General features: G+C 73.4%; 25 protein-coding genes and 2 pseudogenes. 16 read left to right on the top strand and 11 right to left on the bottom strand.

The features are described 5' to 3' along the window. A pseudogene (locus tag ACILQ5_RS18090) lies at nt 1-829 on the bottom strand (vitamin B12-dependent ribonucleotide reductase); the annotation flags it as partial. A 171-nt stretch (nt 830-1000) separates the two neighbouring features. Then, nucleotides 1001-1474: a transcriptional regulator NrdR gene (gene nrdR / locus ACILQ5_RS18095; protein ID WP_395659427.1), complete on the bottom strand. Its 474-nt coding sequence runs from the start codon at nt 1472-1474 to the stop codon at nt 1001-1003. A gap of 569 nt (nt 1475-2043) precedes the next feature. Here nrdR and ACILQ5_RS18100 point away from each other — a divergent pair. The 3 genes and pseudogenes from ACILQ5_RS18100 to ACILQ5_RS18110 all read left to right on the top strand — a co-directional run bounded on the left by ACILQ5_RS18100 (nt 2044) and on the right by ACILQ5_RS18110 (nt 4083). Then, nucleotides 2044-2772 carry a SigB/SigF/SigG family RNA polymerase sigma factor gene (locus ACILQ5_RS18100; protein WP_395659428.1) on the top strand — a complete coding sequence of 243 codons (729 nt, stop codon included), beginning with the start codon at nt 2044-2046 and terminating at the stop codon, nt 2770-2772. Nucleotides 2773-2877: 105 nt separating this feature from the next. Further along, a pseudogene (locus ACILQ5_RS18105) lies at nt 2878-3051 on the top strand (Na+ dependent nucleoside transporter N-terminal domain-containing protein); the annotation flags it as partial. 57 nt (nt 3052-3108) lie between these two features. After that, nucleotides 3109-4083 (top strand): NupC/NupG family nucleoside CNT transporter, encoded by a 975-nt coding sequence (locus ACILQ5_RS18110; RefSeq protein WP_395659500.1) that lies wholly within the window; start codon nt 3109-3111, stop codon nt 4081-4083. A 22-nt stretch (nt 4084-4105) separates the two neighbouring features. On the opposite strand, the gene ACILQ5_RS18115 is transcribed toward ACILQ5_RS18110, so the two are convergent. After that, nucleotides 4106-4984 (bottom strand): ATP-binding protein, encoded by an 879-nt coding sequence (locus tag ACILQ5_RS18115; protein ID WP_395659429.1) that lies wholly within the window; start codon nt 4982-4984, stop codon nt 4106-4108. A 46-nt stretch (nt 4985-5030) separates the two neighbouring features. Here ACILQ5_RS18115 and ACILQ5_RS18120 point away from each other — a divergent pair, with 46 nt between their 5' ends. Further along, the gene (locus ACILQ5_RS18120; protein WP_395659430.1) at nt 5031-5402 is read left to right on the top strand and encodes a hypothetical protein; all 372 of its coding nucleotides are present in this window, start codon (nt 5031-5033) and stop codon (nt 5400-5402) included. 16 nt (nt 5403-5418) lie between these two features. Here ACILQ5_RS18120 and ACILQ5_RS18125 read toward each other — a convergent pair whose 3' ends face one another. Further along, nucleotides 5419-5823, bottom strand: coding sequence for a DUF3052 domain-containing protein (locus ACILQ5_RS18125; RefSeq protein ID WP_395659431.1), 405 nt, complete (start codon nt 5821-5823; stop codon nt 5419-5421). 140 nt (nt 5824-5963) lie between these two features. Continuing rightward, a complete protein-coding gene (locus tag ACILQ5_RS18130) occupies nt 5964-6320 on the bottom strand; it encodes a LysM peptidoglycan-binding domain-containing protein (protein ID WP_395659432.1) in 357 nt (118 codons plus the stop codon). Between the two features lie 281 nt (nt 6321-6601). Here ACILQ5_RS18130 and lexA point away from each other — a divergent pair, with 281 nt between their 5' ends. The 4 genes from lexA (at nt 6602) to ACILQ5_RS18150 (ending at nt 11561) form a co-directional block, all read left to right on the top strand. Further along, complete coding sequence (lexA, locus tag ACILQ5_RS18135; RefSeq protein WP_395659433.1) at nt 6602-7357, top strand: transcriptional repressor LexA; 756 nt, start codon at nt 6602-6604, stop codon at nt 7355-7357. A gap of 98 nt (nt 7358-7455) precedes the next feature. After that, nucleotides 7456-8325, top strand: coding sequence for a phosphatase PAP2 family protein (locus tag ACILQ5_RS18140; RefSeq protein WP_395659434.1), 870 nt, complete (start codon nt 7456-7458; stop codon nt 8323-8325). 88 nt (nt 8326-8413) lie between these two features. Beyond that, nucleotides 8414-9919, top strand: a complete 1506-nt coding sequence (locus tag ACILQ5_RS18145) for an MXAN_6640 family putative metalloprotease (RefSeq protein ID WP_395659435.1) — start codon at nt 8414-8416, stop codon at nt 9917-9919. Nucleotides 9920-9989: 70 nt separating this feature from the next. Continuing rightward, on the top strand, nt 9990-11561 hold the full coding sequence (locus ACILQ5_RS18150; RefSeq protein ID WP_395659436.1) for an MXAN_6640 family putative metalloprotease: 1572 nt from the start codon (nt 9990-9992) through the stop codon (nt 11559-11561). A gap of 28 nt (nt 11562-11589) precedes the next feature. On the opposite strand, the gene ACILQ5_RS18155 is transcribed toward ACILQ5_RS18150, so the two are convergent. The 3 genes from ACILQ5_RS18155 to ACILQ5_RS18165 all read right to left on the bottom strand — a co-directional run bounded on the left by ACILQ5_RS18155 (nt 11590) and on the right by ACILQ5_RS18165 (nt 15402). Beyond that, nucleotides 11590-13575 (bottom strand): ATP-dependent DNA helicase, encoded by a 1986-nt coding sequence (locus ACILQ5_RS18155; protein ID WP_395659437.1) that lies wholly within the window; start codon nt 13573-13575, stop codon nt 11590-11592. 64 nt (nt 13576-13639) lie between these two features. After that, nucleotides 13640-14305, bottom strand: a complete 666-nt coding sequence (locus tag ACILQ5_RS18160; protein WP_395659438.1) for a response regulator — start codon at nt 14303-14305, stop codon at nt 13640-13642. Next, nucleotides 14302-15402, bottom strand: a complete 1101-nt coding sequence (locus tag ACILQ5_RS18165; RefSeq protein ID WP_395659439.1) for a sensor histidine kinase — start codon at nt 15400-15402, stop codon at nt 14302-14304. Before ACILQ5_RS18165 ends, ACILQ5_RS18160 begins: the two co-directional genes overlap by 4 nt. A 137-nt stretch (nt 15403-15539) precedes the next feature. Here ACILQ5_RS18165 and ACILQ5_RS18170 point away from each other — a divergent pair, with 137 nt between their 5' ends. Beyond that, nucleotides 15540-16214, top strand: coding sequence for a hypothetical protein (locus tag ACILQ5_RS18170; RefSeq protein WP_395659440.1), 675 nt, complete (start codon nt 15540-15542; stop codon nt 16212-16214). A 24-nt stretch (nt 16215-16238) separates the two neighbouring features. On the opposite strand, the gene ACILQ5_RS18175 is transcribed toward ACILQ5_RS18170, so the two are convergent. Then, entirely contained in the window at nt 16239-16736 is a 498-nt protein-coding gene (locus tag ACILQ5_RS18175; protein ID WP_395659441.1) for a hypothetical protein, read from the bottom strand. Between the two features lie 47 nt (nt 16737-16783). Between ACILQ5_RS18175 and ACILQ5_RS18180 the strand changes: the two genes are divergently transcribed. Both ACILQ5_RS18180 and ACILQ5_RS18185 read left to right on the top strand, forming a co-directional pair. Further along, nucleotides 16784-17473, top strand: a complete 690-nt coding sequence (locus ACILQ5_RS18180) for a response regulator transcription factor (RefSeq protein ID WP_395659442.1) — start codon at nt 16784-16786, stop codon at nt 17471-17473. After that, the gene (locus ACILQ5_RS18185) at nt 17473-18744 is read left to right on the top strand and encodes an ATP-binding protein (RefSeq protein ID WP_395659443.1); all 1272 of its coding nucleotides are present in this window, start codon (nt 17473-17475) and stop codon (nt 18742-18744) included. Before ACILQ5_RS18180 ends, ACILQ5_RS18185 begins: the two co-directional genes overlap by 1 nt. Before the next feature lie 22 nt (nt 18745-18766). Here ACILQ5_RS18185 and ACILQ5_RS18190 read toward each other — a convergent pair whose 3' ends face one another. Then, entirely contained in the window at nt 18767-19231 is a 465-nt protein-coding gene (locus ACILQ5_RS18190; protein ID WP_395659444.1) for a hypothetical protein, read from the bottom strand. A gap of 129 nt (nt 19232-19360) precedes the next feature. Here ACILQ5_RS18190 and ACILQ5_RS18195 point away from each other — a divergent pair, with 129 nt between their 5' ends. From ACILQ5_RS18195 to ACILQ5_RS18215, 5 genes are read left to right on the top strand one after another with little or no spacing between them, the layout of a single operon-like run. Continuing rightward, complete coding sequence (locus ACILQ5_RS18195) at nt 19361-19801, top strand: hypothetical protein (protein WP_395659445.1); 441 nt, start codon at nt 19361-19363, stop codon at nt 19799-19801. Nucleotides 19802-19805: 4 nt separating this feature from the next. Then, nucleotides 19806-20747: an FAD:protein FMN transferase gene (locus ACILQ5_RS18200; RefSeq protein WP_395659446.1), complete on the top strand. Its 942-nt coding sequence runs from the start codon at nt 19806-19808 to the stop codon at nt 20745-20747. Then, nucleotides 20744-21328 carry a ferric reductase gene (locus ACILQ5_RS18205; protein ID WP_395659447.1) on the top strand — a complete coding sequence of 195 codons (585 nt, stop codon included), beginning with the start codon at nt 20744-20746 and terminating at the stop codon, nt 21326-21328. Before ACILQ5_RS18200 ends, ACILQ5_RS18205 begins: the two co-directional genes overlap by 4 nt. Continuing rightward, nucleotides 21325-22518: an NADH-ubiquinone oxidoreductase-F iron-sulfur binding region domain-containing protein gene (locus tag ACILQ5_RS18210; protein WP_395659448.1), complete on the top strand. Its 1194-nt coding sequence runs from the start codon at nt 21325-21327 to the stop codon at nt 22516-22518. Before ACILQ5_RS18205 ends, ACILQ5_RS18210 begins: the two co-directional genes overlap by 4 nt. Next, nucleotides 22515-22709 carry a ferredoxin gene (locus ACILQ5_RS18215; protein ID WP_395659449.1) on the top strand — a complete coding sequence of 65 codons (195 nt, stop codon included), beginning with the start codon at nt 22515-22517 and terminating at the stop codon, nt 22707-22709. The genes ACILQ5_RS18210 and ACILQ5_RS18215 overlap by 4 nt, the downstream gene beginning before the upstream one ends. A 43-nt stretch (nt 22710-22752) precedes the next feature. Here the strand turns inward: ACILQ5_RS18215 and ACILQ5_RS18220 are convergent, their stop codons facing one another. Continuing rightward, complete coding sequence (locus ACILQ5_RS18220) at nt 22753-23757, bottom strand: sugar phosphate isomerase/epimerase family protein (protein WP_395659450.1); 1005 nt, start codon at nt 23755-23757, stop codon at nt 22753-22755. Nucleotides 23758-23765 lie beyond the last annotated feature (8 nt).

A 23765-nucleotide genomic window follows, 5' to 3' on the forward strand; every position in this document is an offset into this window, starting at 1 on the left:
TGATGTCCTTGCCGCCGAGGTCCATGTCGAACCCGGCGTCGCGCAGCGCGCGGATCTTGTCCTCCTCGCGCGCCTTGGTCTCGACGAACTCGACGATGTCGGGGTGGTCGACGTCGAGGACGACCATCTTCGCCGCGCGGCGGGTGGCGCCGCCGGACTTGATGGTGCCCGCGGACGCGTCGGCGCCGCGCATGAAGGAGACCGGGCCCGACGCGGTGCCGCCGGAGGAGAGCAGCTCCTTGGAGGAGCGGATGCGGGAGAGGTTCAGGCCGGCGCCGGAGCCGCCCTTGAAGATGAAGCCCTCCTCCTTGTACCAGTTCAGGATCGAGTCCATCGAGTCGTCGACGGAGAGGATGAAGCAGGCCGAGACCTGCTGCGGCGACGGGGTGCCGACGTTGAACCAGACCGGGGAGTTGAACGAGAAGTACTGGTGGACCAGCAGCCAGGTGAGCTCGTGCTCGAAGACCTCGGCGTCGACCTCGGAGGTGAAGTAGCCGTGCTCGCGGCCGGCCTTGGTGTAGGTCTTCACGACCCGGTCGACGATGTGCTTGAGGCTCCACTCGCGCTGGTCGGTGCCGACCGCGCCGCGGAAGTACTTGGTGGTGACGATGGTCGAGGCGTTGACCGACCAGAAGTCGGGGAACTCCACACCGCGCTGCTCGAAGACCGTCTCGCCGGTCTTCCAGTTCTGCTGCACGACGTCCCGGCGCTCCCACGTGATCTCGTCGTAGGGGTGCACCCCCTCGGTGCTGAAGACGCGCTCGATCCTCAGCCCGGCGCTCGCCTTCGCGTCGGCACCGGTGGCCCCACTGCTCACCGTCTCGGTCATCCCGCTTGGTCCCGTCTCTGGAGGTTGGTTGTCAGGTCCTGCATCTATCGAAGCTGCTGCCACCGACAGTCGCCCCGTCCCGGGGCGCCGGCTGCCGGCGAGGAAGGAGAGGAAGGGGTTGGTGCGCCCGGCGCGTGCAGCTTCCCCACTACACACGCCGGGCGGTCTAGGTCACCCGGTGGCGGGTGAGACGGTGAGGTCGCGCTCGGCCCGCAGCACCGCGATCTCGTCCTCGAAGTCGTCGGCCGACTCGAAGGAGCGGTACACGGAGGCGAAGCGGAGGTAGGCGACCTCGTCGAGCCGGCGCAGCGGACCGAGGATCGCCAGGCCCACCTCGTGGGCCGGGATCTCGGCCAGACCGGCGAGCCGCAGCGCGTCCTCGACCTCCTGGCCCAGGCAGGCCAGCTGGTCCTCGGTGACCGGTCGGCCCTTGCACGCCTTCCGGACGCCCGAGATCGCCTTCTCCCGGACGAACGGCTCGGTCGCACCGGAGCGCTTGAGCACGGTCAGCTGCATCATCTCGACGGTCGTGAACCGGCGTTCGCAGGCCGAGCACGTACGCCGACGGCGGATCGACCCGCCGTCCTCGGCGACCCGCGAGTCGAGGACCCGGGTGTCGGTGTTGCGGCAGTACGGGCAGTGCATTCCGGGCCTCCCCTCCACGGTGCGTCTCGGTCCTTCACCCCGCCCTCCGGGCACGCCAGGGAAGCCCTCGGAGAGGGTGCCTGGCCTGTGGATATCGGGGGTCTCACTGTGTACAACAAGCAGCTACCTGTGAGCCTTCCGCATCTCGCCTGTGCACTAGATGTGGATAACTACATCGTTGTAACTACTAGATGTAGGGGTGACCTTACGCCCGGACCCGGGGGCGCGCAAGCGGTGCCGGGCAACTTCTGTGACCTGGATCCCATCGTTCGGTAAAGCCGCAGGTCAGGGGCTCGCCGGCGGCCGGAAATAGCCCGATCGGGCGGTGTGTCGCCGGCTGCTCGGCGACACCCCTCCACGACCGGTCCCGACCCGCCGGACCCCCGACCTCGGCCGATAACCCACCCGATCGGGTGGTTTAACGCTGGACCATCAGCGGCAAGTACTGGGAGCCGGTCGAGCAGAGGGCGGCGCACAACCGAAGATCGAGAGAGGCTCCTCCGTTGACCGCTGCACCGTCGGCTGTACCCACGTTCGCTGAAGCATCCAAGAGCCGCTCCGAGACGACTATGCGCCTGTTCCACGAGCGCGACGTCGCCGAGCCTGCCCGGCAGGCGATGATCGACGACGAGCTGGTCCGTCTGAACATGCCCCTCGCCCGCGACCTCTCGCGCCGCTTCCGCGGCCGCGGCATCGCCGACGACGACCTCGAGCAGGTCGCCTACGTCGGCCTGGTCAAGGCCGTGAAGGGCTTCCACGCCGACCGCGGCCACGAGTTCGTGAGCTTCGCGGTCCCCACGATCCGCGGCGAGATCCGCCGCCACTTCCGCGACCTCGGCTGGACCGTGCGTCCGCCCCGGTCGATCCAGGAGACCCAGGGCAAGATCAGCGGCTGCGAGAGCGAGCTCTACCAGCAGCTCGGCCGCGCCCCCCGGCCCAGCGAGATCGCCGCCCACCTCGGCCTCGACGTCGAGCAGGTCATCGACGCCCTCGGCGCCAACGGCTGCTTCGCGCCGGCCTCGCTCGACGCCCCCGGCCTCGGCGAGGACGACGAGACCGTCGGCCAGCGCCTCGGCGACCTCGACGCCGGCTTCGACCTGGCCGAGGCTCGCGCGACCCTGCAGCCGCTGCTGGCCAAGCTCTCCCGCCGCGAGCGACTGATCGTCGAGATGCGCTTCTTCCGCGGCTGCACCCAGGCCGAGATCGGCAAGGAGATCGGCGTCAGCCAGATGCACGTCTCCCGGCTGATCTCCCGGCTGGTGAACCGGATGCGCGAGGAGCTCGTCACGGCCGCGTAGCCCCCACGCAGCACCACGTATACGGCGCCCGTCGGCCGGGCACAGCAGTCCCATGTCCGACCTCCGCGGGCTGCTCGGCCTGGCGTTCCTGCTGCTCTCGCCCTCGCCTTCTCCAAGAACCGGCGCGGCGTCTCCTGGCGCACCGTCGGGGTCGCGCTCGCGCTCCAGGCCGGGTTCGCCGTGCTCGTCCTGCGCTGGGGACCCGGCAAGGCCACGCTGGAGTGGGTCTCGGACCGGGTGGCGTCGCTGGTCGGCTACACCAACGAGGGCACCACGTTCGTCTTCGGCCCGGTCATCGCGGTCGGCGACGAGAACGACACGATCTTCGCCCTGCAGGTGCTGCCGGTCATCATCTTCCTCGGCGCCCTCGTCGGCCTCCTCTACTACCTGCGCGTGGTGCAGTGGGCCACCTGGCTGATCGGCGGCGCCCTCTCCTGGCTGCTGCGGGTGAGCAAGGTCGAGTCCATGTACGGCGCCACGGTGATCTTCCTGGGCCAGAGCGAGGCGCCCCTCGTGATCGGGCCCTACCTGCGGTCGCTGCGGCGTGGCCAGCTCTTCACCGTGATGGCGTGCGGGTTCGCGGCCGCGGCCGGGTCCACGCTGGTCGGCTACTCCCTGCTGGGTGCGCCGCTGGAGTACCTGCTCGCCGCCACGGTCATGAACGCCCCGGCGTCGCTGCTGATGGCGAAGCTGATCTGGCCCGACAGCACCCCCGACGACCCCGCCGACGACTGGGTCGACGACGACCGTCCCGAGGGCGACATCGACGTCCGGGCCGTGCGCGACGAGGAGTCGTCGAACCCCATCGACGCGATCGGCCGCGGCGCGCTCGCCGGGGGCCGGATCGCCGTGACCGTCGGTGTGCTGCTCATCGCCTTCGTCGCGCTGATCGCGATGGCCAACGGCATCCTCGGCGCGGTCGGCGGCTGGTTCGGCGTCGACGACCTCACCTTCCAGCAGCTGCTCGGCTGGGCGCTGGCCCCGCTCGCCTGGCTGCTCGGCGTGCCGTGGTCGGAGGCGGTCGACGCCGGCGCCTGGATCGGCGAGAAGACGATCCTCAACGAGTTCTTCGCCTACGCCTCGTTCGGACCGCAGGTCGACCAGCTCTCCCCCATCACCGTCGTCGTGGTGACCTTCGCGCTCGCCGGCTTCGCCAACCTCACCTCGATCGCGGTCCAGATCGGCACCCTCGGCTCGCTGGTCCCCCAGCGCCGCGCGGTGATCGCCGACCTCGGCCTGCGCGCGCTGCTCGCCGGCGCGCTCGCCAACCTCGCGAACGCCGCCATCGCCGGCGTGGTCGTCAGCCTCTGAGCGGAGCGGGGTCCGTCGCCGCTCAGGCGGCCGAGCCGACCTCGAGGTCGAACCAGGACCGGGTGCCGCGGTGGTCGTGCTCGGCCCCCCATCGGTCGGCGATCGCGTCGACGAGCTGGAGCCCGCGTCCGAAGACGCGCAGCGGGTCGGTGTCGTCGACCACGCCGACGTCGGCCTCGGCGCCGCGGTCGCGGACCTCCACCCGGAGCACCGCCTCCTCGAGGCTGACGGTGAGCAGCGAGTCCGTGCCGGCGTGCACGACCGCGTTGGTGACGATCTCCGAGAGGCACAGCTCGGCCGCGTCGAGGACGTCGCCGCCGACCCGCCATGCGGACAGCAGCTCACGCAGGAAGTGCCGGGCCCGGCCCACGGCGCGCGGGTCGTCCTCGAGGCGCAGCGTCGCGCGGTGGGCCTGCGCGGCCTCGTCGGCGTGCGCATCGGCGCGGGCGGCGCCGGCACGCGCGCGTCGTACGGCGGCGCCGACCCGGGCCGCGACCGCCTCGAGCCGGCCGCGCTGGGCGTGGTCGAAGGGCTGCACGGCGTCGTAGCAGAGCATCAGCCCGCCGATCGGCTGGTCCCGCCCGGGCAGGGCCAGCACCGCGAGCGCGGCCGTGCCCTCCGAGCGCTGGCGGGCCACGACCCCGGCGTACCGGTCGGGCATCGCGTCGAGGTCGCCGAGCACCGGCTCGCCGGTGCGGACCACCGCCGTGAGCGGCACGTCGTCGTAGGCGTCGATGTGGCACCAGGCGTCGGAGTCGGTGGCGCGGAACCGCAGCCGGCGACCGCCACCCTCGCTGAGCGCGACGGCGGCGCGCCGCACGCCCGGGATGTCGATGAGCTCCCCGAGCGCGGCGCTGACGACGGTCTCGACGTCGTCGACCGGGTCGGCAGGATCCGCCACACCCACAGGTTAGGTCAGTGAGCCGACGATCCGCGAGAATGGCCGCGTGGGGACGGGGACGGGGACGAGCGGGACGCATGCCGGGTCGCGGCGCGGGCCGCGGCGCAAGGCGACCTTCCAGCCGGTGCTGCTGGTGCTCGCGCTCGGCATCACGCTGTGCGTGGTGGCGTGGGGCTACCTGGTGTACGCGGCGGTCGACTTCGGGTCGACCGCGCGGGGCGGCGACTCCGAGGCGTGGTGGTTCCTCGCGGTGGCCTCCGTCGGCGCGGTGGCGTGCCTCTTCTTCGGGCTGATGCTGGTCGCGCTGCTGCTGCGTCGGCTCGGGATCACGAGCACACCGTCGACGGCGAAGAAGGACGTGTCCCCCGAGGACCCCGAGAAGCCGCGCCCGATCGGCGGCCGTCGCGCGGCTCGCTGAGGCCGGCGCCGCCCGGTCAGCGGTCGGCCAGCCGTCGGACCAGCTTCAGGCCCGACCAGGTGTCGTCGACGGCGGCGATCTTGACGTCGACGAACCCGAGCTCGAGCCCGAGCGCCCGGACCCCGGCCTCCCCGAGGTCCCCCGGGATGCCGAGGGCCTTGCGGGCGGCCTGCTTGGGCCAGCAGACCCACACCATCCCGGCGGTGCTCGTGCGCTCGAGGAGCCGGGGCAGCCGGGCGCTGAGCCCGGCCAGCGTGGTGTGGAAAGTCAGCGTGACGTCGGCCGAGGCCGGCAGCCGTCGTACGACGTGCAGGCCGGTGGTGTCGAGCACCAGGTCGTCGGGGGCTTGGTCGAGGAACAGCACCTGCCCGGGGGCGAGCCCGAGCTTGCGCTCCAGCGGGGTGCCCGAGTAGCCGGCCATGGTCCGACCGTAGGGCAGCACCGAGGCAGGCCCCGGACATGGCGCGAGGGGCGAGACCGATGGTCTCGCCCCTCGTCTTCCCCGGTCGCGCCGGCCGGGGTCGAAGCGGCCGGCGACGTCTGTGGTGGTGCGGCCCGGCGTCAGCTCGCGGGCACGACCAGCTTCTGGCCGGCGGTGACCATGCCGGAGTCGAGCGCGTTGAGCTCCTCGATGCGGTCGATCATCGCCCGCACGTCGCCGTCGTCGGCGAGGTCGGCGGCGATGTCCCAGAGGGTGTCGCCCGCCCCGACCTGCACCACGCGGGTGGGCTCGGGGGTGCCGGGCTCGTCGGTGGCGACCGAGCCGGAGGCGAAGAAGAAGCCGACCGCCAGCACCAGGAGGACCGCGAGGACCACGACCACCACCCGCCCACGGTGGGTCAGGCGCACGCTGCCCGGCTGGGCCGGACGGCGGACGGGGCGGTGCGAGGGAAGGTGGGTGGCGGTGATCGTGCTCATCGCGGGCTCCTGGGGAAGTAGGTGGCCGGTGTCCGGTCTGCACCAGTTCTAGAGGCGGCCACCGACAGTCCCCGAGGGGCCGGTCTGGACCTGCTCTCGATCAGGTGTTCGATCGAACGTGTGTACGACGTTAGATCACCTGTTCGAACGCCACAAGGACCGACACGAACATTTGTTCGAAGGATTTTCGTCTGCTGCGTCACACCTCCGGCCCGAGTCCGCCGACACGCCGTTCGAACAGATGTTTGAACCCGACCCGCCCGGAGGACTACCGTCTGTCCATGGCCACCCGACCCGGCGCCCCCGCGGGCGCAGACCGGAAATCCTCCGCGACCAAGATCACCGAGCTCCCCGACGGTCCGGCGGACGCCACCGGGCTGACCCCGCGCCAGCAGCGGGTGCTCGCCCACATCAAGGACTCCCTCGAGCAGCGCGGCTACCCGCCCTCGATGCGCGAGATCGGCGAGGCCGTCGGGCTGACCAGCTCCTCGAGCGTGGCCCACCAGCTCAAGGTCCTGGAGGAGAAGGGCTACCTCAAGCGCGACCCGAACCGGCCCCGGGCGCTCCAGGTCTTCCTGCCCGAGTCGGCGGCGGCGCGGCGCGCGGTCTCCTCGGCCGACGAGAGCGGCTTCGACGAGACCGGCGTCGGCGACACGCTGCCGGCGGCGGCGTACGTCCCGGTCGTGGGCCGGATCGCCGCGGGCGGCCCGATCCTGGCCGAGGAGCGGGTGGAGGACGTCTTCCCCCTCCCCCGCCAGCTGGTCGGCGACGGGCAGCTGTTCCTGCTGGAGGTGCGCGGCGACTCGATGGTCGACGCCGCGATCTGCGACGGCGACTACGTCGTGATCCGTCAGCAGCCCACCGCCGAGAACGGCGAGATCGTCGCCGCGATGATCGACGGCGAGGCCACGGTCAAGACCTTCTCGCGCAAGGGCGGAAATGTGTGGCTGCTTCCTCACAACCCCGCTTACGATCCCATCGACGGCACGAACGCCACTATCCTCGGTAAAGTGACAACGGTGCTGCGCAGGGTCTGACGGCTGGCGCTGTCGGGGAAATACCTGAGCAGACCCTGGTGTTACTTCGGGGGAGAGCCCGGATGCCTCAGGGAGGGTGCATGAACAACGCTGGTGCTGTGACCTCGGCACCTGCGTACGCGCGCCAACGTCCCGCCCGGTGGCGGCGGGCCCTGCTCGAAGTGGTCCTGATCTTCGGGCTCTGGGTCCTCTACAGCCTCGCCCGGCTGCTCGCCGACACCCACATGGAGCCGGCGCTGCACCGCGCCCAGGAGCTGCTCCACCTGGAGGGGCTGCTCGGCATCCGCTGGGAGGTGCCGCTCAACCAGCTGTTCACCGACCACCGGATCCTCGGCCTGGCCGGCAGCTACTGGTACGCCTCCCTCCACTACGTCGTCACCGCCGGCGTCCTGGTGTGGCTCTGGCGTCTCGGCGCCGACCGCTACGGACCGGCCCGCCGCGCACTCGTGATCGGCACGATGCTCGGCCTGCTGGCCTACATCTCGCTGCCCACCGCTCCCCCGCGCTTCCTGTCCGGGTACGTCGACGTGCTCAGCCTCCACTCGGCCGACGGCTGGTGGGGCGGCGACGCGTCCGCACCGCGCGGCCTCGGCGGGTTGACCAACGAGCTCGCGGCCTTCCCCTCGCTGCACGCCGGCTGGTCGCTCTGGGTCGCGCTGGCCCTGCAGCTCTACGCCACCCGCCACTGGGTGCGCGTGCTCGGCTGGCTCTACGCGCTCGGCACCGCGATCGTCATCGTCGGCACCGGCAACCACTGGGTCATCGACGCCGTCGTCGGCTGGATGGTCGTCCTGGTCGGCTGGGCGCTCGCCGAGGCGATCGGCCGGATCCCGATGAGACGCGTGGTCGACAGGATCCTCCCGATGCGCGCGAACCCGTTCGAGCATGCGGGTCCCCCACCGCAGTCGGCGCAGGCCGCCCGCGAGTCCGAGCCGACCCAGCAGCGCAGCAACCACTCGCTGGGCTGATCTGGCGCTCGCTGCTCGACCACCGGCGGCTCGCTGGTCGGCCACGGCCGGTTATGACCTTCTCAGGTTGGTGGGGTTGAGTGGGCGCGTGCTGCGTCGTACTCCGGTCCTGTCCGTGCTCACCGCGTTCGCCCTGGCGGCGCTGGCTGCGCCGCTGCTGGCCGTGCCGGCCCAGGCGGCCAACCCGGACCCGACCTCACCGGTCCGCCGGACCGAGAGCACCCCGGCCGCGGCCCGGGCGCTGGCCGTTGCCCAGGACCTCGGTGGGCCCGGCTCCCGCGACGCCACCTTGGCGCTGCGCGACCTGCGGATGCACCGCGACGAGCTCGGCACCGCCGACCGCGCGGCCGCGGCCGAGCTGCTGCAGCGGCCGAGCACGAACCGGTCGCAGTGCTACGACACCGTCTGCGTGCACTGGAACTCGACCGGCCCCGACAAGTCGACCCAGGCCTACGTCGCCAAGGTCGCGCAGGTCGCTCAGTCGGTGCTGACCACCTACGCGGGTGCCGGCTACCGCGCGCCGGAGCCGGACGGCACCTCGGGCGGCAACAACCTGCTCGACATCTACCTCAAGGACCTCGGCTCGCAGGGCCTCTACGGCTACTGCGACAGCGACGACCGGCCGACCGGCACGGGCCCGTTCGACGCGCCGGCGTACTGCGCCTTCGACAACAACTACACCGAGTTCCCCAGCCACACCCCGCTGGAGAACCTCCAGGTCACCGCGGCCCACGAGCTCTTCCACGCCGTGCAGTTCGCCTACGACTACTACGAGGACGCCTGGTTCATGGAGGCGACCGCGACCTGGGCCGAGGACGAGCTCTACGACGACGTCGACGACAACCTGCAGTACCTCTCGGAGAGCCCGCTGAAGCAGCCGGGCCGGTCCATGGACCACTTCGAGCAGAACGGCGTGCGGCAGTACGGCGACTGGGTGTTCTTCCGCTACCTCACCGAGCACGACCCGACCGCCGCCGGTGGGCTGCCGACGCTGGTGCGGTCCATCTGGGAGCGCGCCGACGGCGCCGCCGGAGGCCCGGACGACTACTCGATCCAGGCGGTCGCCCGCGTGCTCGGCACCCGCGGCGGCAGCCTGACCTCGTCGTGGGCGCAGTTCGCCGCCGCGAACCGGCGCCCCGGCGCGACGTACGACGAGGGCAAGGCCAACCACTACCCGACCGCTCCCCTCGCCCGTCGGGTCTCGCTCACCGGCAGCCACCGCGACTCGAGCTGGCTCACCCAGCGCGTCGACCACCTGGCCGCGAACACGGTGCGCTTCGACCGCGCAGCGGGCATGAAGGCACGCAAGCTCACCCTGCGGCTCGACCTGCCGCCGACCGGTCGGGGCTCGGGCGCGGTCGTCACGGTCCTGCACGGCTCGGGCGCCCCCACGACCACGGCGGTGCGGCTCTCGTCCGACGGCAATGCCACGACGCGCGTCGAGTTCGGCAGCAACGTGACGGCGGTCGAGGTGACGCTGGCCAACGCCGGCGTCCACTACAAGCACTGCTACCGCGGCTCCGCCTGGTCGTGCCAGGGCCAGCCCCAGGACGACGACCTGCCGCTGAGGGTCCGGGCGACCGCGCTCAGGTGACGGCTCGGGCGGCACGGAACCGCCCGAAGGTGCCATGCACGACGGCGGCTGACTGAGGTTGACTGGTCCCATGGCGCCACGAACCCGTCGAGGCCGCGCCCTGGTCGCGGCCATCACCGTCCCCCTGATCATCGCCGCAGGCCTGACCGCCACCGGTCCGGCCTCGGCCGCGGACCCCGGCGGCAAGTCCGCGCCGCCACGGGCGGCGGAGGCCCGCGCCGCGCTCGCCGACGCACAGGCGCTCCTCGACGGGCACGCGCCGGTCACCGACGGACCGTCGTCACGCGACGCCACGATGACGCTGCTCCGGCTCGCCCAGCTGCGCAGCTCGCTCACCGGCGCCGACCGGGCCGCTGCCGCGCGGATCCTGGCGCGCCCGGGCACGACCCACGCCGCGTGCAGCGCCAGCAACTGCTACCACTGGTCGAGCTCCGGTGGCGACGCCGTGCCGAGCACCGACAACGACGCGGACGGCATCCCCGACTACGTCGAGCAGGTCGCGGCGACGGTCGACGGCGTCCGCAACACCTACCTCGGTGCGGGCTACCGCGCCCCGAAGCCCGACGGCAGCGTCGGCGGCAACAGCCAGACCGACATCTACCTCGCCGACGTCGGCAGCGACGGACTCTACGGCTACTGCACGAGTGACGAGTCGATCCCGAACCCCCCGCCGGCGTACGACGCCTGGGCGTTCTGCGTCCTCGACAACGACTACTCCGCCAGCCAGTTCCCCACGAACACGCCGCTGGAGAACCTGCAGGTGACGGCCGCGCACGAGTACTTCCACGCCGTGCAGTTCGCCTACGACGCCTTCGAGGACAGCTGGTTCATGGAGGCCACCGCGACCTGGGCCGAGGACGAGCTCTTCGACGACGTCAACGACAACCTGCAGTACCTCGTGGACAGCCCGCTGGCCAAGCCCGGGCAGCCGCTCGACACCTTCAGCAGCGGCGCCGGCCCGCAGTACGGCGAGTGGATCTACTTCCGCTTCCTCACCGAGAACATGCCGGCGTCCGACGGCGGCCTGCCCACGATCATCCGCGGCATGTGGGAGCGCGCGGACGGCGCCGCCGGCGGTCCCGACGACTACTCCATGCAGGCGGTCCAGAACGCGCTCGCCGACCGCGGGGTCTCCATGACCGGTGCCTTCACCTCGTTCGCGGCCGCCAACCGCGTGCCCGCCCTCTCCTACTCGGAGGGCGCCGCCAACGACTACCCGACCGCTCCGCCGGACGGCATCTTCAAGCTCTCGACGAGCAAGAAGGACAGCGGCTGGAAGTACGCCAAGCTCCTCCACCTCGCCGCCGCGACCGCTCGGTTCGTGCCCGGATCCGGCCTGTCGGCAGCGAAGTGGAAGCTCAAGGTGTCGGTCGACCTGCCGCCGAAGAACACCAACACGACCGCCGTCGTCACGGTCGTGAAGAAGTCGGGCGACCCCCAGCAGGTGGTCATCCCCCTGAGCGGGAGCGGCAACGGGAGCAGGAAGGTCGCCTTCGGGTCCTCCGGCGTCCGCTACGTCGAGGTGACGCTGGTCAACGCCGGCGCCCGTTACAACTGCTGGAACGGCGGCGACTACTCCTGCCACGGCAGCTCGCTCGACGACGGACGCAAGCTGCAGGTGCGGGCCCAGGTGACCACCTAGGCCCGTCGGTCGAGGGTCGCCGTCGGCGTCAGCCGGCGGCGGCCGCCGCCAGCCGGGTCAGCGCCTGCCGGGCGACCGCCGGGTCGGTCGTCGTCCACATCGGCGGCAGGCTGGCCTTGAGGAAGCTGCCGTAGCGCGCCGTCGCCAGCCGCGGGTCGAGCACGGCGACGACACCGCGGTCGGTGGTGGTGCGGATCAGCCGGCCGGCGCCCTGGGCCAGCAGCAGCGCGGCGTGGGTCGCGGCGACCTGCATGAAGCCGTTGCCGCCGGCCTCGTCGGCGGCCTTCTGCCGCGCGGAGAGCAGCGGGTCGTCGGGTCGCGGGAACGGGATCCGGTCGATGAGCACCAGCTGGCAGGTCTCGCCTGGCACGTCGAGGCCCTGCCACAGGCTGAGGGTGCCGAACAGGCAGGTGTGCGGGTCGCCGACGAACTGGGCGGCGAGCTCGGGCAGCTGCGCGTCGCCCTGGGCGAGCGTCGTCAGGTGCGGCAGCCGTTCGCGCACCACCTCGGCCGCGGCCTCGGCGGCGCGGCGGCTCGAGAACAGCCCGAGGGTGCGGCCCTCCGCGGCGTCGACGAGCTCGACGATCTCGTCGAGCAGGGACGCGCCGAGACCGTCGCGGCCCGGCGGCGGCAGGTGGCGGGCGACGTACAGGATGGCCTGCCGGCCGTAGTCGAACGGGCTGCCGACGTCGAGGCCGCGCCACGGCATCGCGTCGCTCGCGGGCGTGGCCGGCGCGTCGCCGACGACCCGCTCGGACGGCTTGAGGCCGACGCTGGTCGCGACCGTCGAGAAGTCACCGCCGAGCATCAGGGTGGCCGAGGTGAACACGACCGTCTTCTCGGCGAGCAGCTTGTCGCGCATCGGGCCCCACACCTGCAGCGGCGCCACGCACAGCCGCGGCGGCATCCGCTCGGTGCCCTCGCTGAGCCAGAGCACGTCGGAGTCGAGGTCGGCCGCCATCCGCTCCGCGGTCGCGAACACCTCCTGCACCGCGCCCTTGGCCTGCTGGCGGCCGGCGTCGGCGCCCTCGTCGTCACCCTTCGGGTACGCCGACAGGCAGGCTCGGGCCGCGTCCCGCACCAGCACCAGCGCGTCGCCGACGTCCTGCGGGATCCGGTCGAACCGCCCGGGTCGCGCGTCGTTGATCGCCTCGCGCAGCGTGTCCGCAGCGTCGGCGAGGTCGTCGGCCTCGCTCCCGTCGACGTGCCGTTGGCTGCGCCGGGCCGCCCGCTCGACCTCGGCGGCCCAGAGCTCGTCGGTGGCCGCCTGGGTCACCCGGGTGGTGAGCTCGTGGGCCTCGTCGATCACCACGACGTCGTACTCGGGGATCATCGGGACGCCCTCGATCGCGTCGATGGCGAGCAGGCTGTGGTTGGTGACGACCAGGTGGGAGCGGTGCGCCTTCTCGCGGGCGAGCTCGGCGAAGCACTCCTGGCCGAACGGGCACTTCGCGGCGCCGAGGCACTCGCGGTGGTTGACGCTGACCTGGCGCCACTCCTTGTCGGTGTGGCGAGGCGCGTTGTCGCGCTCGCCGGTGCCGCCCTCCTCGACCTCCTCCTCGGCCCAGGCGCGCAGCTCGAGCACCTTCTTGCCCAGCGAGCCCTCGGGCAGCTCGACCAGCGCGCCCTGGTCGTCGGGCACGCCCTCCCGGATCCGGTGCAGGCAGGCGTAGTTGGAACGGCCCTTGAGGACGGCGTGGCTGGTGTCGACGCCAGAGTCCTTGACGGCCTCGACGAGGCGCGGGATGTCGCGCTCGACCAGCTGGTGCTGGAGCGCGAGGGTCGCGGTGGCGACCACGACCCGCTCGCCGTGGAGCAGGCTGGGCACGAGGTAGGCCAGCGACTTGCCGGTGCCGGTGCCGGCCTGGACGAGCAGGTGCTCCTCGGTCTCCATCGCGCGCGTGACCGCCTCGGCCATCGCGACCTGGCCCGGCCGCTCCTGACCGCCGAGCGCCGCGACCGCGGTGCTCAGCAGGTCGGTCACCGTGGGAGGCGCGGAGGGGGGCTCGGGCACCCCGAAACCCTAGCCGCGCCGTCCGACACCGGCGCGGCGCCGTCCCCAGGGCGGATCGGGGGACTCAGTGCCCGGCGGTCCCACCCGGCCGGACCCACCCGCACTCGTAGGCGAGGACGACCAGCTGGGGCCGCGAGCGGCCGCCGAGCTTGGCGATGACCCGGTTCACGTGCGTCTTCACCGTCGCCTCGCCCACGACCAGTGCCGCCGCGATCTCGGCGTTGCTCTGCCCGTGGGCGATCAGGTCGAACACCTCCAGCTCGCGCTCGGTGAGTGCCCCCAGCGCTCGGGGCACGCCCCCGGTGGGTGGTGGACGGCGCACGTGCTCCTCGATCAGCCGCCGCGTCAGCGAGGGGGCGAGCAGCGCGTCCCCGGCGGCGACCGTCCGGACGCCCTCGGCGAGCCGGTCGGGAGGCGTCGCCTTGAGGAGGAACCCGGCAGCGCCGGCGCGGAGCGCGTCGTACACGTAGCCGTCGAGGTCGTACGTCGTCAGCACCAGCACCCGCGACGGCAGTCCGGCCGCGGTGATCTCCCGGGTGGCCGCGATCCCGTCGAGCACGGGCATCCGCACGTCCATGACGACGACCTCCGGGGTGAGCCGGCGGGCGGCGTCGACGGCCTCGCGCCCGTTGGCGGCGGTTCCGACGACCTGGCAGCCGCGCGCCTCGAGGACCAGCTCCAGCCCGCTGCGCACCAGCTCCTGGTCGTCGGCGACGACGACGCTCGTCACGCCGGCACGCTCGCGACCAGCTCGAACTCGCCGGCGGGCGTCGAGCCGTGCCGGACGGTCCCGCCGAGCATCTCCACCCGCTCCGTCAGCCCGGCCAGGCCCAGCCCCGAGCCGACGCCGGACGAGGCCCCCACCCGGTTGACGGTCCGGATGGTCAGCCCGGCATCGGTGCCGGCGACCTCGACCCGGACGCGCCGGTCGGGTGCGTACCGCAGCGCGTTGGTGAGCGCCTCGCGCACCACCCGGTAGGCCGACACGTCGACCGCCGCCGAGACCTGCTCCGGCAGCCCGTCGACGACGAGCTCGACCTCGAGCCCGTCGCGCTCGAACTCGCGCACGAGGTCGTCCAGGTCGTGCAGGCCGGGCGCCGGCGCGAGCCCCAGCTCGTCGTCGGCGTCCCGGATGACGTGCAACAGGCGGCCGGTCTCCGCGATGGCCCGCCGGCCGGTGTCCGCCACCCGGGCCAGCATCTCCTCGGCGCGGGCCGGGTCGCTGCGCACGAGGTCCTGGACCGCGGCGACCTGGACGACCATCGCGCTCACACTGTGGGCGATGACGTCGTGCAGCTCACGGGCGATGCGGTCGCGCTCGGCACGGACCGCCTCGCGGCGTACCAGCTCCTGCTGGCGCTGCAGCAGGTCGTTGTGGTCGGCGAGCCGGCGGGCGATCCGCCCGACGAGGTAGGGCGGCACGAGGAGCGCGGCCACGAAGACGACGTCCCCGAGGCCGTGGTCGCGGGCATCGGTGACGAGGTAGACCCCGAGCACGTCCACCAGGACGAGCGGGAAGGCGGCGAGGCCGGCGAGCCCGGGGACCCACCGGCCCAGCGTGAAGCAGGCGAGGAAGACGATGAGCAGGACCGACGAGACCTCGTCGGCCGCCGGCCCGACCCACGGCGGCGACGCCGCGAGGAGCAGGGCGCCGGTCCCCGAGACCAGCGGCCACCGGCGGCGCACGACGAGCAGTGCGCAGGCCAGCACCTCAAGCACGCCGGCCGCGGCGCGCCCGTCGACGTCGATCGAGGCCAGCTCCAGCACGGCGACACCGGCGATCGCCGCCGGCAGCAGGGCGTCCCGAGCGCGGACCTGCGTTCCCATGGCTGGACAGTACGCGCGCTCGGCGCCGGTCCTCGTCCAACCAGGGGTGGAGACCGGTCCCATCCGCGGGGCGACGACCGGGACGGTGCCCGGCTCCTAGCGTCGCTGTCGGACGGACCATCTCGAGGAGGAACCCCATGGACACCACCACCCGGACGTCGACAGCCACCGCCGCCGCACCCGTCACCGACCGCGAGCGGCTGGTCGCCCGCCTCGCCTGGCTCGCACCCTGGTTCGGTGTCGTCCTCGGCTTCCTGCACGCACTGTCCCGCTACCGCACCGCGGACGGTCGCGGCGACCTGGACTCGGGCATCGTCAGCGCCTGGGCCGATCCCGCGGGCGACCTGCTCTCCCCGCTGCTCACCTGGGCGGACCCGGACGTCGTCTACGCGACGTACGGCAAGCTCTGGCTGCCCGTCTTCGTGGCGTTCACCGCGATGGCCTTCGTCGCCCGCAGGCACCGGCCGGCGCGCGGGTTCGAGCGGTTCGCCTGGCGGGTGATGCCGTGGGTGTACGTCGGCGCCTGCCTCAGCGTCGCCGGCGAGTACTGGACCCAGTGGACCGCCGATCCGAACGGCCTGCTCGACGCGGTCTTCCTCGTCTCGCTGCCGCTCGTGCTGCTGACCATCGTGGGATCCAGCGTGCTCGGCACGACCCTGCTCGTGACGGGCTACCGACCGCGGGCCACGGCCGCCCTGCTCACCGTCGCCTTCCCCGCCGCGCTCCTCATCGGCACCGTCACCTCGATGGGCAACATCGTCCTGCCGATCGCGTTCGCCTGGGGGATCGCCGGACGTCGCCTGACCCGCTGATCCCGCACGCCCGGGGTCGCCGCATCACTCGTCGCGGGCGTCGACCTCGAAGGTCGGCACGCCCTGCGCGCAGTGGGCCCGGACCCGGGTCTCGCGGCCCTCCTCGCCCTGCCCCTCGAAGGCCACGTCGACCTCGTCGGGGCCTCGGGACTCGGGGGAGACGACGAAGCCCGCGTCCGCCGAGCTCGCCACCAGCGTGATGGTCGCCCCCTGGCACTCCACCGTGACCAGGCCGCCCGGGCCCTGCCAGGTGCGGCGCTCGGGCCCGGCCGCCGGCGACGACGAACCCGACGAACCCGAGGACGGCGCCGACGACGATCCCGACGGGCCGGACGACGGGTGCGGGGTGCGCGAGGTCGGCGCCGTGCGCGGCGTGCTCGTGGAGGAGAGGTCCGGGGTGGCCGTCGGGGTGATCACGTCACCGGCCCGCGAGATCACCAGCCACACGACCGTCGAGCCGACGGCCACGACGGCCACCCAGGCGGCCACCGCCGTCAGGACGGTCCGGGGCGAGGTCACCATGCCAGTCTCCCAGTGCGGGGTGCCGTCGGCGGCGTAGGTTCGGAGGCATGGCCAGCATCCTCGTCGTCGAGGACGACGACGCGATCCGCGAGGCGGTACGTCGGGGACTGGCCGAGCGGGGCCACGCGGTCGCCACGGCGGCGACTGGACTGGCCGGCCTCGAGCACGTCCTCGCCGAGCGACCGCAGGCGGTGCTGCTCGACCTGGGGCTCCCGGACGTCAGCGGGCTGACCCTGATCAGCATGATCCGCGCGGCCAGCGAGGTCCCGATCATCGTCATCACCGCCCAGGACGACGACCCGACGATGGTCAAGGCCCTCGACAGCGGCGCGGACGACTACGTCGTGAAGCCGTTCGGCACCGCCCAGGTCGAGGCCCGGATCCGCGCGGTGCTGCGGCGCGGCGGCGACCGGACCCAGGCGCCCGAGCCGATCCGGATCGGCGAGCTCGTCGTCGACGAGGGCACCCGCACCGCGACGCTGGCCGGCCGCCGCCTCGAGCTGGCCCGCCGCGAGTTCGACCTCCTCCTCGCCCTCGCCCAGCGCGGTGGCCAGGTGATGAGCAAGCGGGAGATCCTCGCCGAGGTGTGGCACCAGACGTACGGCGGCGGTGACCGCACCGTCGACGTGCACCTGTCGTGGCTGCGCCGCAAGCTGGGCGAGTCCGCCGCCGAGCCGCGCTACCTGATCAGCGTCCGCGGCGTCGGCGTACGCCTCGTCGACCCGGACGAGGACTGATGCGCCGCCGGATCTCCTGGCTGGTCGTCGCGACCACGTCGGTGGTGGTGGTCTCATTCGTGATCCCCCTGTGCCTGCTGGTGCGGACGCTGGCCGAGGACCGCGCGATGTCCGCGACCGACCAGGAGGCGCGCAACGTGGCCATCCTCGTGTCGACCCTCCAGGACGACCCGCAGCTGGCCGACCTCGTCGACGACGTCGACCGGCGGGGGACGCCCACCACCAGCGTGCTCACCCCCGACGGCACCGTGCTCGGTGCGGACGTCGCGATGGAGGCGGACCCCGAGGTACGTCGCGCCGCAGCCGGTGAGGGGTTCCGCGTCGTCGACGGCGCGGGCGGGCGGGTGCTGCTGCCCGTGGTCACCGAGTCGGGGACCGCGGTCGTGCGCAGCAGCGTGACGTCGGAGGAGCTGCGCAGCGGGGTCGCCGCCGCCTGGGCCAGCATCATCGGCCTCGGCGTGGTGCTGCTCGCGCTCGCCCTGCTCGTGGCCGCCCGGCTCGGCAAGCGGGTCAGTGAGCCCGTGCGCCAGGTGGCCGGCGTCGCCCACCAGCTCCGCGAGGGCGACCTCCAGGCCCGGGCCGAGGTCACCGGGCCCGAGGAGACCCAGGAGCTGGCCCGCGCGCTCAACGGCCTCGCCGACCGGACCGTCGACCTGCTCGCCGCGGAGCGGGCCACGGTCGGCGACCTCTCGCACCGGCTGCGGACGCCGGTCACCGCCCTGCGCCTGGACGCCGAGGCCGTCGAGGACCCGGCGCTGGCGGCCCGTCTCGCCGACCACATCACCGCACTGCAGCGCTCGATCGACGCCATCGTGAAGGACGCACGCCGGCCGGTGCGGACCGACCTCGCCGCGGCCGGCGACGCGACCGTGGTGGTGGGTGCCCGGGCCCGGTTCTGGACACCCCTCGCCGAGGACCAGGACCGCCCGCTCGTGGTCTCGCTCCCCGACCACCCGCTGGTCGTCCCGGTCGCGCCCGACGACCTCGCCGACGCCGTCGACGTGCTCGTCGACAACGTCTTCGCCCACACCCCCGACGGGACCGCGTTCGAGATCCGGCTCGCCGAGGTGGACGGGGCCGCCGTGCTCACGGTCTCCGACGCCGGCCCGGGGATCGCGGACCGCTCCCCCGGCGACCGGGTCGGCAGCACCGGGCTCGGTCTCGACATCGTCCGCCGGACCGCGGTCGGCTGCGGCGGCGCGCTGGAGGTCGGGCCGGGCCCGACCCGGGGGACCCGGGTGGAGCTGCGGCTGCCGCTGGCGCGGGGCTGACGGCACGGGCCTGGTCACGGGCTCAGTCGTCCCCGGAGCCGCCGCCCTCGTGCTCGCCACCGCCGCCACCCTCGCCGTGCTCCTGGTCGCCGTGCTCGTACTCGGCGGGCTCGACGCCCTCACCGCCGTGGTCTCCGCCGCCGCCGGAGGTGGCGGGCGGCGCGGGGGCAGGGGCAGCGGGGGCGGCCGGGGCCGCCGCGACCGGAGGTGCCGGGACGACGACCGTGTGCACCTCCTCGGTGACGCAGACCTTGCCCTGCAGCACGGCCGGCGGCTTGCAGGGGGCCCAGCGGACCTTCGGCCGCTGGTGGCCGCGGTGCTCGGCGCGCGCCGGGTGTGCCGCCGGCGCAGCGGGGACGGCGGCGGCGCTCGCCCCGGCGGCCTGGCTCGACCCGCCGGCGTCGGCGGCGGTCTGGTAGGCGAAGGTGCCGGCGGCGAGGCCGACAGTGACGACAGCGATCAGCACGAGGACAGACATGATCTTCATGCGCCGAGCGTGCGCCCGGCCGGGTTGTCGGCACCTCGCGAGAACGTCAAGGCTGGGTCAAGGAAGGCATGACCTCGACTTGACGGAGCGATGAGGCACCCTTGCGCCCGGCTCCGACACGGTGTCTCCATGGCTTCCACACCGACTGCCCGGGACCGCTCACGACTCGCCGTCGCCGCCGTCTCCGGGCTCACCGCGATCGCCGCCATGTCCGCCACCGGCTGGCTGGCCGGCACCGCCGCCTCCACCACCCAGGCCGACCAGGCACCCCAGAGCGGCCAGGCGAACCAGGGCCGGCAGGGTGCCCAGGCCCGCGCCGCATGGCGCACCTCGCACCGCGCGCACCCGCAGCGGAAGGACTCCTCCCGCTCGGACCGCGAGGAGGAGGACGTCGTGCTCCGGCAGCGGCCGCACCGCACCCACGTGACGACCCGCTACGTGCAGGGTGCCCCGTCCGCGCCGGTCGGCTCCGGCGGCACGGTCTCCCAGCCGGTCTCGCAGCCGGTCTCGCACACCCCCTCCGCGCCGGCACCCCAGCACAGCGCGCCCGCACCGAGCTCGGGCTCCTGAGCCGATGTCCACCCCGATGTCGACCGCGATGTTCTCGGCCCTCGGCACCTACGTCTTCGTGGCCACCCGCCGCGAGGGCGACCTGGCCGGCGCGCGTCGGCTCGCCGAGACCGTGCTCGCCGACGTCGACCGGACCTGCAGCAGGTTCAAGCCCGACTCCGACCTCTCCCGCGCCAACGCCGGCGCCGGGCAGTGGGTCGAGGTCGACCCGCTCCTGGTGGCCGCGGTCACCGCTGCCTGCGCCGCCGCCGAGCAGACCGACGGGCTGGTCCACCCGCTCCTCGGCCGGCCGCTGGTGCAGCTCGGCTACGACCGCGACTTCGCCGAGGTCCCGGCCGAGGCGGAGACACCCACGGTCGTGTGGCCGTCCGACGCCCCCCACCTGGGCCAGTGGCGCGAGATCGGGCTGGACCCCGACGGCGCGATCCAGGTCCCCTTCGGCACCGCCCTCGACCTCGGCTCGACCGGCAAGGCCTGGGCGGCCGACGTCGTGGCAACCGCGTTCGCCCAGGAGCTGTCCGGCTCCGCCCTCGTCAGCCTCGGCGGCGACCTCGCCATCGCGGCCCCCGACGGCGACCCCTGGCCGGTGGCGATCTCGACCCACCCGGCCGGGCCGGTCGAGGCCACCGTCGGCCTGGACCGGGGCGGGCTCGCCACCTCCAGCACCCGGGTGCGGCGCTGGGCCCGACGCGGCGTACGCCTGCATCACCTGATCGACCCCCGCACGGGCCGCCCCTGCCCCGAGGTGTGGCGCACGGTCACGGCGACCGGCCCGACCTGCGCGGCCGCCAACGCCGCCACCACGACCGCGGTCGTGCTCGGCGCGGAGGCACCCCGATGGCTCACCGAGCGTGGCGTGACCGCCCGCCTGGTCGCCGCCGACGGACAGGTCCGCACCACCGGGACCTGGCCGACCGAACCCGAGGAGCAGAGGAGAGGCGCATGATCGACGGTCCGTTCCTGTGGTACATGAACCGGGGCACCGGTTTCGTCATCCTCGCGCTCTTCACGCTGACGACGGTCCTCGGGATCCTCGCCACCGGTGGCCGCGCCGGGCGCGGGCGCGTGCCGCGCTTCCTCACCCAGTCCGTCCACCGCGACCTGGCCCTGCTGTCGGTGACGATGCTGGGGGTGCACGTCGCCACCGCGGTCGTCGACAGCTACGTCGACATCCGCTGGTGGCAGGCGCTGGTGCCGTTCGTCGGCTCGACCTACCAGCCCCTGTGGCTGGGGCTCGGCACGCTCTCGCTGGACCTGTTCGTCGTCGTGGCGCTCACCAGCCTCCTGCGGACCCGGATGCGGCACCGCTCCTGGCGAGCGGTCCACCTGCTCGCGTACGCCGGGTGGGTCGCCGCCCTCGTGCACGGGATGGGCATCGGCACCGACGCCGCGGCCGGGACCACCTGGTCCACCGTGCTCTTCATGGCCAGCGTCGGCGCCGTCGCCGGTGCGGTCGCGCTGCGGCTCGGCCGCCTGGTCGTCGACCGCTCCGACCGACGGCCCGTCGCCCTGGGGAGCCGGTCGTGACCGCGTCGCCGGTCCCGGTCTCCGGGGCGCCGCGCGTCCTCCCCGGCCCGGCCCTGCTGTCGGGCGTGGGGGGCCGCGCCGACCTGGCCGCCCACCGCGCGCAGTACGGCAGCCTGCCCCGCCTGCGGCTCGACGACCTCCTGGGGTCGCTGGCCCGGCTCCGCGTCCGCGGCCGGGGCGGTGCCGCCTTCCCGTTCGAGACCAAGCTGCGCACGGCCGCGGCGGGACGGCGGCCCGTGGTCGTGGTCAACCTCAGCGAGGGTGAGCCGGCGAGCGCCAAGGACTGCGCGCTCGCGACCACCCGTCCGCACCTGGTGCTCGACGGCGCCGTCGTCACCGCCCGAGCCCTGGGCGCGCGGGAGCTGCACGTCGTCGTACCGGCGGAGCGGCCGCGCGTCGCGGCGTCGGTCCTCGCCGCCCTCGACGAGCGCGACGACCGGCTGACGATCGTCGTGCACACGGCCGAGGCCCGCTTCGTCGCCGGTCAGGCACGCGCGGTGCTCGAGCTGATGGGCGGGCGCCCGAACCTGCCCGTCACCGCCTGGACACCCGAGGCGGTCTCCGGCCACCGTGGCCGGCCGACACTCCTGTCGAACGCCGAGACCTGGGCCCAGGTGGGCCGGCTGGTCCTGGTCGGCGAGGAGCGGTACGCCGCCCACGGGACCCCCGAGGAGCCGGGAACCACCCTGCTCACCCTGTCCGCGCCGACGCCCGCGGTGGTCGAGGTCGCCTTCGGCACGCCGTGGCGCGACGTCCTGCCCGACACCTGGGCGGGCCGCCCGGTCCTGGTCGGCGGCTTCCACGGCACCTGGCTGCGCTGGGAGGACCTGGCGACCGGGACCGTCTCGGTCGACGCGATGCGGGCGGCCGGGACCCCGCTCGGGGCCGGGGTGCTGGTCTGCCCCGCCGAGTGCCCGGTGGCGTTCACCGCCCGCGTCGTCGACTACCTCGCGAGCCAGAGCGCCGGACGGTGCGGCCCCTGCTTCAACGGCCTGCCCGCCCTGGCCACCGCGGTCCGTGCCGTCGCCGGCGGCACCGGTCCCACCGACCGGGTCGAGGAGCTGGCGGCGCTCGTCACCGGCCGCGGCGCGTGCGCCCACCCGGACGGCACGGTCCGGCTGGTCCGGTCGATGCTCACCGCCTTCCCCGCCGAGACCGCCGCCCACGGGTCCGGCAGGTGCGCGTCATGAGCGCGCGGCTGCGGGTCGACTGGCCCGGCTGCCACGCTCGCGGGCTGTGCCACGAGCTGCTGCCCGAGATCGTCGACCTCGACGAGTGGGGCTACCCGATCGTCCGCGGCGAGGTCACCGAGGAGCTCCTCGCCGAGGCGAGGGTCGCGGTGCGGATGTGTCCCCGTCTCGCGCTGCGGCTGGAGACCTGACCGGCCCCGCTCGCTGCCGGGGCCGGTCAGGGTCGAGGCCGGGTCAGTCGTCCGTCGCGAACGCCGCGTCGAAGGCCGCCTCGGGGGCGTCGAAGGCGAGCCGGCGGACGAACTCGAGCGCCTCGGGGGCACCGACGAGGCGGTCCATCCCGGCGTCCTCCCACTCCACCGAGATCGGCCCGTCGTACCCGATCGTGTTGAGCATCCGGAAGCACTGCTCCCACGGCACGTCACCGTGGCCGGTGGACACGAAGTCCCAGCCCCGCCGCGGGTCGGCCCACGGCAAGTGCGACCCCAGCCGGCCGTTGCGGCCGTTGCCGGTCAGCCGCTTCGCGTCCTTGCAGTCCACGTGGTAGATCCGGTCCTTGAAGTCCCAGAGGAACCCGACCGGGTCGAGGTCCTGCCACACGAAGTGCGACGGGTCCCAGTTCAGCCCGAAGCTCTCGCGGTGCCCGATCGCCTCCATCGTGGCGACCGTCGTCCAGTAGTCGTAGGCGATCTCGGAGGGGTGCACCTCGTGGGCGAACCGCACGCCGCACTCCTCGAAGACGTCGAGGATGGGGTTCCACCGGTCCGCGAAGTCCCGGTAGCCCGCGGCGACCATCTCCTCGGTGGCCGGCGGGAACATCGCCACGTACTTCCAGATCGAGGAGCCGGTGAACCCGATGACGGTCTTGATGCCGAGCTTCTGCGCCATCCGCGCCGTCATCTTCATCTCCTCGGCCGCGCGCTGCCGCACGCCCTCGGGGTCACCGTCGCCCCACACCCGCGAGGACAGGATCGCCTCGTGCCGGGCGTCGATCGGGTCGTCGCAGATCGCCTGACCCTTGAGGTGGTTGGAGATCGCGTAGACCGTCAACCCGTACTTCTCGAGCAGGTCGAGCTTGCCCTGCACATAGCCGTCGTCGTCGGCCTGCCAGGGGTCGAGGTGGTCGCCCCAGCAGGCGATCTCGAGCCCGTCGTACCCCCACTCGGCTGCGAGCCGGGCCACCTCCTCGAACGGCAGGTCGGCCCACTGGCCGGTGAACAGCGTGATCGGTCGGGTCATCAGGTGTC

Source organism: Nocardioides sp., from assembly GCF_044226305.1.
GTDB lineage: Bacteria > Actinomycetota > Actinomycetes > Propionibacteriales > Nocardioidaceae > Nocardioides.

Coding starts and splice junctions, on each gene's coding strand:
- ACILQ5_RS18185 (WP_395659443.1), top strand. CDS start 17,473: ATGCGCCGCCGGATCTCCTGGCTGGTCGTCGCGACCACGTCGGTGGTG.
- ACILQ5_RS18125 (WP_395659431.1), bottom strand. CDS start 5,823: ATGGCCGGCTACTCGGGCACCCCGCTGGAGCGCAAGCTCGGGCTCGCC.
- ACILQ5_RS18165 (WP_395659439.1), bottom strand. CDS start 15,402: ATGGGAACGCAGGTCCGCGCTCGGGACGCCCTGCTGCCGGCGGCGATC.
- ACILQ5_RS18195 (WP_395659445.1), top strand. CDS start 19,361: ATGGCTTCCACACCGACTGCCCGGGACCGCTCACGACTCGCCGTCGCC.
- ACILQ5_RS18180 (WP_395659442.1), top strand. CDS start 16,784: ATGGCCAGCATCCTCGTCGTCGAGGACGACGACGCGATCCGCGAGGCG.
- ACILQ5_RS18150 (WP_395659436.1), top strand. CDS start 9,990: ATGGCGCCACGAACCCGTCGAGGCCGCGCCCTGGTCGCGGCCATCACC.
- ACILQ5_RS18100 (WP_395659428.1), top strand. CDS start 2,044: ATGCGCCTGTTCCACGAGCGCGACGTCGCCGAGCCTGCCCGGCAGGCG.
- ACILQ5_RS18190 (WP_395659444.1), bottom strand. CDS start 19,231: ATGAAGATCATGTCTGTCCTCGTGCTGATCGCTGTCGTCACTGTCGGC.
- ACILQ5_RS18205 (WP_395659447.1), top strand. CDS start 20,744: ATGATCGACGGTCCGTTCCTGTGGTACATGAACCGGGGCACCGGTTTC.
- lexA (WP_395659433.1), top strand. CDS start 6,602: ATGGCCACCCGACCCGGCGCCCCCGCGGGCGCAGACCGGAAATCCTCC.
- nrdR (WP_395659427.1), bottom strand. CDS start 1,474: ATGCACTGCCCGTACTGCCGCAACACCGACACCCGGGTCCTCGACTCG.
- ACILQ5_RS18175 (WP_395659441.1), bottom strand. CDS start 16,736: ATGGTGACCTCGCCCCGGACCGTCCTGACGGCGGTGGCCGCCTGGGTG.
- ACILQ5_RS18200 (WP_395659446.1), top strand. CDS start 19,806: ATGTCCACCCCGATGTCGACCGCGATGTTCTCGGCCCTCGGCACCTAC.
- ACILQ5_RS18170 (WP_395659440.1), top strand. CDS start 15,540: ATGGACACCACCACCCGGACGTCGACAGCCACCGCCGCCGCACCCGTC.
- ACILQ5_RS18220 (WP_395659450.1), bottom strand. CDS start 23,757: ATGACCCGACCGATCACGCTGTTCACCGGCCAGTGGGCCGACCTGCCG.
- ACILQ5_RS18215 (WP_395659449.1), top strand. CDS start 22,515: ATGAGCGCGCGGCTGCGGGTCGACTGGCCCGGCTGCCACGCTCGCGGG.
- ACILQ5_RS18130 (WP_395659432.1), bottom strand. CDS start 6,320: ATGAGCACGATCACCGCCACCCACCTTCCCTCGCACCGCCCCGTCCGC.